The 9,344-nt window shown below is 40.2% G+C and carries 10 protein-coding genes and 1 pseudogene; 7 read left to right on the forward strand and 4 right to left on the reverse strand.

The window, feature by feature from the left end; translation table 11 throughout:
• The first annotated feature begins 257 nt into the window (after positions 1-257).
• The 6 genes from B3X18_RS10050 (at position 258) to trpB (ending at position 5,537) form a co-directional block, all read left to right on the forward strand.
• Positions 258-1,400, forward strand: a complete 1,143-nt coding sequence (locus B3X18_RS10050; RefSeq protein ID WP_286935512.1) for a ribonuclease D — start codon at positions 258-260, stop codon at positions 1,398-1,400.
• A 128-nt stretch (positions 1,401-1,528) separates the two neighbouring features.
• On the forward strand, positions 1,529-1,840 hold the full coding sequence (locus tag B3X18_RS10055) for a YcgL domain-containing protein (protein WP_005020136.1): 312 nt from the start codon (positions 1,529-1,531) through the stop codon (positions 1,838-1,840).
• A gap of 34 nt (positions 1,841-1,874) precedes the next feature.
• The gene (locus B3X18_RS10060) at positions 1,875-2,219 is read left to right on the forward strand and encodes a hypothetical protein (protein WP_016801309.1); all 345 of its coding nucleotides are present in this window, start codon (positions 1,875-1,877) and stop codon (positions 2,217-2,219) included.
• A gap of 22 nt (positions 2,220-2,241) precedes the next feature.
• Positions 2,242-3,093 (forward strand): AAA family ATPase, encoded by an 852-nt coding sequence (locus B3X18_RS10065; RefSeq protein WP_005020138.1) that lies wholly within the window; start codon positions 2,242-2,244, stop codon positions 3,091-3,093.
• 12 nt (positions 3,094-3,105) lie between these two features.
• Positions 3,106-4,293 (forward strand): vWA domain-containing protein, encoded by a 1,188-nt coding sequence (locus B3X18_RS10070; protein ID WP_005026079.1) that lies wholly within the window; start codon positions 3,106-3,108, stop codon positions 4,291-4,293.
• Positions 4,294-4,331: 38 nt separating this feature from the next.
• Complete coding sequence (gene trpB, locus B3X18_RS10075) at positions 4,332-5,537, forward strand: tryptophan synthase subunit beta (RefSeq protein WP_005020146.1); 1,206 nt, start codon at positions 4,332-4,334, stop codon at positions 5,535-5,537.
• Positions 5,538-5,613: 76 nt separating this feature from the next.
• Here the strand turns inward: trpB and B3X18_RS10080 are convergent, their stop codons facing one another.
• The 3 genes from B3X18_RS10080 to B3X18_RS10090 all read right to left on the reverse strand — a co-directional run bounded on the left by B3X18_RS10080 (position 5,614) and on the right by B3X18_RS10090 (position 6,945).
• Positions 5,614-6,045, reverse strand: coding sequence for a CBS domain-containing protein (locus B3X18_RS10080; protein WP_005026075.1), 432 nt, complete (start codon positions 6,043-6,045; stop codon positions 5,614-5,616).
• A 152-nt stretch (positions 6,046-6,197) separates the two neighbouring features.
• Positions 6,198-6,572 (reverse strand): DUF2750 domain-containing protein, encoded by a 375-nt coding sequence (locus B3X18_RS10085; RefSeq protein WP_005020148.1) that lies wholly within the window; start codon positions 6,570-6,572, stop codon positions 6,198-6,200.
• Between the two features lie 139 nt (positions 6,573-6,711).
• Positions 6,712-6,945 carry a hypothetical protein gene (locus B3X18_RS10090; RefSeq protein ID WP_005020149.1) on the reverse strand — a complete coding sequence of 78 codons (234 nt, stop codon included), beginning with the start codon at positions 6,943-6,945 and terminating at the stop codon, positions 6,712-6,714.
• 221 nt (positions 6,946-7,166) lie between these two features.
• Here B3X18_RS10090 and B3X18_RS10095 point away from each other — a divergent pair, with 221 nt between their 5' ends.
• Positions 7,167-7,571 carry a hypothetical protein gene (locus B3X18_RS10095; protein WP_005020150.1) on the forward strand — a complete coding sequence of 135 codons (405 nt, stop codon included), beginning with the start codon at positions 7,167-7,169 and terminating at the stop codon, positions 7,569-7,571.
• 365 nt (positions 7,572-7,936) lie between these two features.
• Here B3X18_RS10095 and B3X18_RS10100 read toward each other — a convergent pair.
• Positions 7,937-9,344: pseudogene (locus B3X18_RS10100) on the reverse strand (M16 family metallopeptidase); the annotation flags it as partial.

A 9,344-nucleotide genomic window follows, 5' to 3' on the forward strand; every position in this document is an offset into this window, starting at 1 on the left:
CTTCAAGTTTTACTCTGCCTAGATATAACTATGACAATATAAAAAAACTCACTGCTAAATAAGGCTAATTCCAAAGTAAATATAAAAAATCATCTAAAATATAACCAATCAAATTGATTAGAAAATAGTTAATACGTATTAATTCTATTTAAAAACATTGAATTAATAAAGATTTAGACAAAAGACTAATAGTAGAAACCTATATATAAAATAACCCTAACTTGTTAATATGAACAAAAAATTACTGTTGAGCTCCTATGTTTCAGTTTATCGAACAGCAAACTGATTTAGAAAAAGTGCTCTACCTCATGGATCAACATCCGGTTTATGCACTTGATACTGAATTTATTAAAGTCGATACCTTTTGGCCTAAACTCGGTGTTTTCCAGATTAATATTGCAGAGCAGATATTTTTACTGGATGGTACAACTTTAGACCTTACAGCTTTCTGGAAAAAAGTTTATCGGGCCCAGCAAAATATTTTTCATGCCTGTAGTGAAGATATTGATCTGATTTATCATTATGCTGGCCCTTATAGCCTAAGCAATGTATTTGATACTCAAGTTGGCTTGTCTTTTTTAGGCCAAGGTTTACAGGTAAGTTATCAGAATGCTTTAAAACTTGTGCTTGATATTGATATTGAAAAAGATCAAACCCGTTCTGACTGGCTAGCTCGACCACTGACGGATGAACAGCTACATTATGCAGCAAATGATGTGTTGTACTTGGGACAGTTAGCCGAACAGATTAAAACTGAACTTAAGCAGAAAAACCTGTATGAGTGTGTACTTGAAGACTGTAAGCACCTGACCCAAGAAATTGCTGAGGAAACACCCCTACATTTACTGTATCAGGATGTGGGCAATTACCGGCATACACGTCGCAAGCTTATGCAGCTTCAACATTTAAGTGTGTGGCGTGAGCAAATGGTTAAGGCACTTAACCAGCCTCGTAGCTTTATTCTACGCAACTCAACCATGATTGATTTGGTCGAGAAAAATCCACGTAATAATTTCCAGCTGGCAAGTATTAAAGATATTCGTGCCGGTGTGGTACGTGAATATGGAAAAGTTATTCTGGACTTGCTGAAATTTTTGCCTAAAGCAGAAGAGTGGCCATTACGTATGGCTCGTCCCATCAAACAGGCCTCAAAAACTACTGCCGAGCAGGTAGATAACCTGATTCAAACAGTTGTTGAAGAGACTAAAGTACCCAAAGAGGTTCTACTGCGTAAAAAATGGATGAATTCTTTATATCAGCATGTCGTCTTTCATGGAGATGAGCAGAATTTGCCAGACTATCTGCTGGGTTGGCGCTATGAAATATTAACCAAGCCGCTTATCCAGATTTTACAACAGGATGAAAGCTATTTATCGACCCAGATGAAAGTAACAAATTAACTAAATATGAATTGACGAAGAGCGGCATATTTAAGTAAAAACACGACTGATGCGTTAATGATGGCTAATGTAACCGTCGTCTTTTTCATGTATGCTTTGATTTGAGTTTTATGAGTTCTGTTTCAAAAATGCATTGTGATATTTATAGATCTAGTAAGAAAGATGAGATGTACCTTTATATTGCACGTCCTGATTATTCAGCCGAGTCTGACTCTTCGGAACTTGATCCGCTTGAGATAGTGCCTGAAGTATTACGTCATGCTTTTGGGCGGGCTACTTTTGTAATGCATCTTGAACTATCTGAAACACGCCGTCTGGCTCGGGTAAATGTATTACATGTACTCGATTCCCTACAAACCAAAGGCTTTTTTATTCAAATGCCTCCAGAAGGTTTAATTAACCCTAATGCAGTAGAACCAGAGGGCTTGCGTGGTGCTTGATCAATTTTCAGGAGTTTGGAACAGTTTACTTTCGATGCTCGATTCAATTCCTGAAGATAGCATCGCTGTAACAGTTTATGGTCTTGGTACATTAATTATTTTATGGTGCTGGACTAATATCGCAAGACGTATTCTAGCGCCGGTTGGAGCAATTAGCTGGATTATCGTTTTTGCAATTCTGGTCACCCCGACTGTTTCAGAAGGGCCAAATGCTTCCATTGCGCCAGCAACCTTTGGGCTGATCTTTGGTGTACTCACTAAAGAGTACCCGCTTGTCTGGTCCAATCTGGCGGCTATTTTGTTTGTAATTGCGCTTGGCCTGCTAATCGGGTATCTGTGGACACGTTATACGGCACCCAAAAAGACTTCGCCACTTTAAGTAATAAAAATAAGGTTTAATTATGTCTTTGGATTCTCAAAAATTTTCTGGTACAGAGCAATATATTGCCACTGAAAGCCTTAAACTTGCAGTAAATGCGGCCCGTATTCTGCAAAAGCCGTTACTGGTTAAAGGAGAGCCAGGAACAGGCAAAACCTTGCTTGCAGAGCAGGTAGCAGCGAGTCTGGGTTTAAAGTTGATCACCTGGCACATCAAGTCGACCACTAAAGCGCAGCAGGGATTATATGAATATGATGCGGTATCGCGTCTGCGTGACAGTCAGCTTGGTGATGACCGGGTATACGATATTGCAAATTATATTAAGCCTGGGAAACTGTGGGAAGCATTTACCAGTGAAGAACGCTGTGTACTGCTGATTGATGAGATTGATAAAGCAGATATCGAATTTCCAAATGACCTGTTGCATGAAATTGATAAAATGTCATTTTTCGTATATGAAACGGGTGAGACAGTCACAGCAATTCAGCGTCCGATTGTGATTATTACTTCAAATAACGAAAAAGAATTACCAGATGCATTTTTACGTCGATGCTTTTTTCACTATATTGAGTTCCCGGATGAAGCTACCATGCGGGCTATTATCAATGTCCATTTTCCAAATATTTCGGCTACTCTGGTCAGTGAAGCCTTGCAGATATTTTTCAAGCTACGCCAGATACCAAGCTTGAAAAAACCACCTTCAACTTCTGAACTGATTGACTGGTTGAGCCTGCTGATGGCTGATGAAATGCCAGAAGATATTTTGCGACATCATGATAAGTCTAAGGCAATTCCGCCTTTATACGGTGCCCTGATCAAAAATGAACAGGATGTGCAGCTTCTTGAGCGTCTTGCTTTTATGTCACGACGTTAAGAGGCTCCTGCTATGTTCGTGCGGCTGTTTTATACATTACGCAAATATGGAATACCGGTGACTACCCGGGAGCTGATCGATTTAAATCAGGCAGTTGCGCAAGGGTTAGTCTTTGCTGATGAAGAAGTTTTTTATCAGCTGGCACGGATGATCTTGGTCAAGGATGAACGATTTTTTGACAAGTTTGACCGTGCCATGAAGGACTATTTTGATGGGATCGAAAGTATTGATCTGGATGAGTTGTTAAAACAGGTTCATAAACTGCCAAAAGACTGGTTTGATCTGGAGCTGCTTGAAAAACATCTTACTCCTGAACAGCGCGAAGAACTCAAGAAAGCAGGCTCACTTGAGGAGCTGATGAAAATGCTTGAAGAGCGCTTGCGTGAACAGCATAAAAAACATCAGGGTGGCAACCGGATGATTGGTACAGGGGGTACTTCTCCGTTTGGTGCTTACGGTGATCATCCTGAGGGAGTCCGTATCGGAGGGCCGGGGCGAAAGCGCTCAGCAGTTAAAGTGTGGGAACAGCGCAAATACAAGAACCTTGATGATGAGCAGATCCTTGGTTCGCGGCAGATGCAGCTGGCATTACGTCGTTTACGTAAGTTTGCCCGTACCGGTGCTGCCGAAGAGTTAGATATTGACGGTACTATTCGTGAGACAGCCAAGCAGGGGATTCTGGATGTACAGATGGTACCAGAGCGTCGTAACCGGGTTAAAGTATTGATGCTGTTCGACGTGGGTGGTTCTATGGATGCCCATATCAGTGAATGTGAAAAACTGTTCAGCGCCGCACGTACCGAATTTAAAACATTGGAATATTTTTATTTCCATAACTGCCTGTATGACTATGTCTGGAAAGATAACTATCGGCGTTCCTCAACCCGTATGGAAACGCAAGAGCTGTTTAATACTTATGCCAGAGATTATCGTGTAATTGTAGTTGGCGATGCCAGCATGGCACCTTACGAACTCAGATCGGTTGGCGGATCAGTTGAATACATGAATGATGAAGCGGGTGAAGTGTGGCTAAGACGCCTGCGTCAGCACTTCGATAAAACAGCTTGGCTGAACCCGGAGCAGGAAAGTTATTGGCATTATACTCAGACTATAGCCATGATTAAGGAAATTTTTGAAGATCACATGTATCCAATGACGCTTAAAGGAATTGAAGAGATGACCCGCTATCTGGCACGTTAATCTCCCTGTTTAAAAATGTATACAAGCTGGAACTTATTATGAATCATCAAATCAATGGCGTAGCTTTACCGGATGAACAGGGGTTCTTTGGTGAATATGGGGGCCAGTTTATTCCACCACATTTAAAACAGGCTATGGATCAGATTAATCTGGCTTATGAAGAAATACGCCATACTCCAGAGTTTCAGCAAGAGCTGGCTGATCTTTTTGCACATTATGTTGGCCGTCCAAGTCCATTATTTCATGCGAAGCGACTGTCTGATCAATTAGGCGGGGCACAAATCTATCTGAAACGTGAAGATCTGAACCATACTGGTGCCCATAAAATTAATCATTGTCTGGGTGAGGCATTACTGGCCAAATATATGGGTAAAACCAAAGTTATTGCCGAGACTGGAGCCGGGCAACATGGCGTGGCCTTGGCAACTGCCTGTGCATTGGTGGGTATTCCTTGTGAAATTCACATGGGGCAGGTAGATATTGAAAAAGAACATCCAAATGTTGTAAAAATGAAAATTCTGGGAGCAAAACTGGTCTCAGTAACGCGTGGTACTGCTACTCTTAAAGATGCAGTGGATAGTGCTTTTGAAGAATATTTAAAAGACCCTGATCACTTTATTTATGCGATTGGTTCTGTTGTCGGTCCTCATCCATTTCCTAAAATGGTCCGTGATTTTCAGTCTGTTATTGGAAAGGAAATTAAAGAGCAAACCCATGAGCGTTTTGGAAGTAATCCAGATTATATTGTTGCCTGTGTAGGCGGCGGCTCTAATGCAATTGGTGCATTTAGTGCATTTTTAAATGACCGGGATGTTAAATTAGTCGGAGTTGAGCCGGCTGGTCATGGTTTAGATACTCCTATGCATTCAGCATCTCTAACACTTGGTAAACCAAGCAAACTACATGGTATGGCCTGTTATGTGCTGGAAGATGAGCATGGTGAGCCACTACCTGTTCACTCTATAGCCTCAGGGCTGGATTATCCTGGAGTAGGGCCACAGCATAGTTACCTCAAGGATATTGGTCGAGTAGAGTACGCTACCGCCAGTGATGAGGAGTGTCTGGCTGCCTTTATGACGTTATCGCGCGTGGAAGGGATTGTACCTGCACTTGAAAGCTCTCATGCAGTTGCATGGGCAATTCGTGAGGCACCTAAAATGCCTAAAGAGATTCGGATTATTGTAAACCTTTCTGGCCGGGGTGATAAAGATTCAGATTATGTGGCAGCAAAACTGGGTCTCTAATCTTTACATTTTAAGATAATTAAACAGGTATCTTTATGTATACCTGTTTAATTAAGGGTTGTTAAAAGTTCTAAATTTAACCTGAAATGTATTGCTGTAACTGATCAATCATCAGACGCTGGTCTTCCATTGCAGCTTTGACCAGATCACCGATTGAAATCAAACCTACCAGCCGCTCGTCTTCAAGCACGGGTAAATGTCGCAAATGGCGGTCAGTCATCAGTTGAAGACAATCTTCTACAGTATTATTAAGACCCACGGTTAAAACCTTATTGGTCATAATTTCACTCACTGTGGTGTTATAGGAAGAGCGTTCCATTAATGCAACTTTACGGGTGTAATCGCGCTCAGACAAAATTCCAACGACACGCTGTTCATCAGTTATGATTAATGCACCGATTCCCTTGTTGGCCATAAGTGAAATCGCTTCAAGTACAGTAGCTTCTGGTGAAATAGTAAAAATGGCTTTTTCTGTTTTATTGTGAAGAACCTGAGAGACAGTAGTCATATAATGATTCCTTGGTATTACTTATCGTTTTAATTTAACTTAGCCTGATTTTTAGAAAATGCAAAGAGTTTAAAATAATCTCGTTAAAAAATGCTGAAAATGTATATCGAGATATACAGGTTTCAGCAAGCTTATCTTATGAATTCACTTTTTTAAAGTGCATCACAGTTTAATTCACTAAAGAAAAAATGACACATCTGATTGGCAGAAAGTTTAAACTTACGGTTAGATGAGTTAAATAGTGCTGGTGTAACATTCAGACGAGTTAATGTCGGTAATAGTGATTTCTGAAAGTCTTTCGGAGTAATACGGCGTGGCGTATAGTTTGGCCAATGTACCTGAGCATAACGGTGTGCCTGCACACCATTAAGCCAGAAAGGAAAGACATAGTCTTCCTGGTCTGATTTGATTGCCCAGCCATCATTATAAAGGCCCCAGACCACACCACAATACATCATTGTTTTTAAAATAGAGAGTTTAATTATAAGTTCTTTAGAAGCAGGTTGAAGTTGGCTATAAGTATTCATGATCATTCATGGCTATAAGAATTTCGAAGTCAGGCCTATTGTAAGGTTTAATTATGAAAGTACAGTTTAAGCTTTAGGTATATTCGGTAAGAAATTATTATTTTAAGGTATTAAAAAACGCCACCTAGGTGACGTTTTGTTAAGCCTGCATCGTGGCCATCTTTTGCCAGTACTGAGCTTTTAAGGAATCCCGTTCTACACGGAAACCCTGGTAATAAAGCTCGGCAAGGAAAAGGGCCGCTTTACCATGACCTGCACGAGCAACTTCTTCTAGCTGCTGTACAGCCTCGCTAAAATTCATTTGAGACTGTATTGTATTTACAGCATTAGCGTACACATGTTCTAAGTCATGATGAGAGATATTTTGAATCATAGTAAACTCCTTATTGTAATTATGATTGCGAATATAAAAGACAAATTGTCTTAATATTAAAATAACAAATCTATGTGAAACTAATATTACATTAGTCTTAACTTGTCAATGTACATATTGGGTAAAGATTCTGTTTTTCAAGCTTACATGTTTAAACATTAAACAAAAAATGTTTTTATTAGAATGAAAAAGAAAATTAGATAAATAAGAGGACAATAATTATGGCTTCCACAATAATAGCGGATACTTCAACTGTCAGTAATGAAAGATATAATACCCTTGATGGTTTGCATTTTGACTATCCTCCAACTGAGCAGCAAATTGTCGCACTGGCACATGCTCATCGGCGTAATCTGGATGCGGCATCATTAGATCAGAACGTACATTTGGGGAATTTTTGTTTGAAACAGCGCAAGCATGTTTATGATTTTACTCGGCAGTATGAATATGATGACCGTGTACGCTTTTACTCAATTTATAATGGAGAACTTTTACGTATTGCAGATGAAGACGACCTGCATCCGGCAGATTCAGAACGTGGAGTCGGTATTTTTGCAATATTTGTAGTAATGGCGATTGTTGCTGCTGTGCTCTACTACACGGTAATCCGGGTAGTCTTTTACTGAGCATTGATATGCAAATAGTGAACCGGTCTAATAATATACAGCTTGCGCTATTATTAGACCACTTTACTTGTACTTTTACCTGCGAGCACTTTAAACTACCTGTTATTCGAGGTAGGTTATGCTCATATTCCCACATAGTTTCCAGAAAATTAAAGCAGTTCTAACACTAGATCGTATCTATGATATTTTTGTACTGCTTGTTATGGGCCTAATTTTTTTAATGGTTTGTATTGGTCTATCTCGACCTGTTGCCACCAACCAATATCAAAATATTTTAATACTTTCAAAACAGGCTGTTCATCCCAAAACTCAGAAAATGGCTCTTGAACTATTACAAACTAAAAAGATTCAGCGCATCTATTATCTTAAATTGATGCGGGCGTATCAGTTTGAACAGACACAGGTGAAGCATTATCCGGCACAGGCGGCAGAGGATTTGCGCTAGGTATAGGTTTAGAAGCCGCAGGCGATGTTATCTGTGAATTCAGGTTTTGCTCTAAAATGCTCTGTATAGCCTGTTTGTCCAAGGTTTCACTCACAATAACTAAAGTCAGATTTTCAGGATTTAAATGTAATTTTACGGCCTTTTCTACATCCTTGGTGGTCAGATTAGCCAGCTGTTTGGAATATTGAGTCAGATAATTGGCAGGTAGACCATAAAACCCGATAGCACCTAACTGTGCATTCATGCTGGCATTACTGCTGAAATTCATTGGAAATGCGCGTAATATGCCTGCTTTAGTTTCTTCTAGCTGTTTCTGGTCAAGTGGCTGTTGAACAAAATCAAGCAGCGTTTTGTGCGCAACCCGGATACTGTCTAGCAGCTGGTCTTGACGGGTGGAGTAGCTAATATTAAAGACACCACGGGCTTGAGTTGAGTTTATTGTGCTATAAGCGCCATAGGTATAACCACGTTTTACCCTTAACTCACGCATCAGTAGCGAGTTAAAGCCGCTTCCTCCCAGCATCTGGTTAGCAACTTCTAGGGCGAGTCTGTCTGGATCAAAACGGGTAATGCCCAGTTGGCCCATGCTGACATGAGCCTGTGATGAATTAAATGGAATATGTTGAATATTAAAACCGTTGTGCTCTTCCGGAACAGGAAGTGTTGGAGCTCTTTGACCTTGTGGTAAATTTCCTGCAATACGTTCAGAAAGTTTAAGCGCTTCCCGCTGATTGAGTTTACCCGTAATAGCAATATTCATATTCTGTGCTACTAAAAAAGTGTCTCTAAAAGCTCTCAGGTGTTTAGTGGTGATTTTACTAATACTACGCTGGGTACCTGGAGTGGGTTCTGCATAAGGATGAGTCCCATACAAACTCCGATAGAAACGTACATCCCGCATTCTGCCTGGATTCTCTTGAACCTGTTTCTGACCTGCCTGGGTATTGTTTAAAATCAGCTTAATGCCTGAATTATTAAAACTGGAGTGATTCAATAGATGAATCATCATTGCTAAAGCTGGTTCAAGCTTTTTTGGATCTGATAAAACCCGCAAGCGTACAATAACCCTATCGCGTTAGGCATTTTTACTGACCTGCGAACCAAGATGGTCAAAAGTATTTGCAACCTCTTGCGCAGTATAAAACTCTGTGCCTTCATTTAGCAGATTAGCTGTCATATTTGCTAATCCGTTTAATCCTTTTTCTATACTTTCATCTCTTGCCGAACCTGCATTAAAGGTGAGTTGTATATCTATGATAGGTAAATCTTGTGATTCGACGAACAGACTACGGACCTTATAGCGATTTGTCAGATCATGTACATAAGGT

This window comes from Acinetobacter sp. UBA6571, from assembly GCF_002434085.1.
GTDB lineage: Bacteria > Pseudomonadota > Gammaproteobacteria > Pseudomonadales > Moraxellaceae > Acinetobacter > Acinetobacter radioresistens.

What these genes read in the sequence shown, in the direction of transcription:
- B3X18_RS10065 (WP_005020138.1), top strand. Translation starts at nt 2,242, where the DNA reads ATGTCTTTGGATTCTCAAAAATTTTCTGGTACAGAGCAATATATTGCC.
- B3X18_RS10090 (WP_005020149.1), bottom strand. Translation starts at nt 6,945, where the DNA reads ATGATTCAAAATATCTCTCATCATGACTTAGAACATGTGTACGCTAAT.
- B3X18_RS10050 (WP_286935512.1), top strand. Translation starts at nt 258, where the DNA reads ATGTTTCAGTTTATCGAACAGCAAACTGATTTAGAAAAAGTGCTCTAC.
- B3X18_RS10055 (WP_005020136.1), top strand. Translation starts at nt 1,529, where the DNA reads ATGCATTGTGATATTTATAGATCTAGTAAGAAAGATGAGATGTACCTT.
- B3X18_RS10060 (WP_016801309.1), top strand. Translation starts at nt 1,875, where the DNA reads ATGCTCGATTCAATTCCTGAAGATAGCATCGCTGTAACAGTTTATGGT.
- B3X18_RS10095 (WP_005020150.1), top strand. Translation starts at nt 7,167, where the DNA reads ATGGCTTCCACAATAATAGCGGATACTTCAACTGTCAGTAATGAAAGA.
- B3X18_RS10085 (WP_005020148.1), bottom strand. Translation starts at nt 6,572, where the DNA reads ATGAATACTTATAGCCAACTTCAACCTGCTTCTAAAGAACTTATAATT.
- B3X18_RS10080 (WP_005026075.1), bottom strand. Translation starts at nt 6,045, where the DNA reads ATGACTACTGTCTCTCAGGTTCTTCACAATAAAACAGAAAAAGCCATT.
- B3X18_RS10070 (WP_005026079.1), top strand. Translation starts at nt 3,106, where the DNA reads ATGTTCGTGCGGCTGTTTTATACATTACGCAAATATGGAATACCGGTG.
- trpB (WP_005020146.1), top strand. Translation starts at nt 4,332, where the DNA reads ATGAATCATCAAATCAATGGCGTAGCTTTACCGGATGAACAGGGGTTC.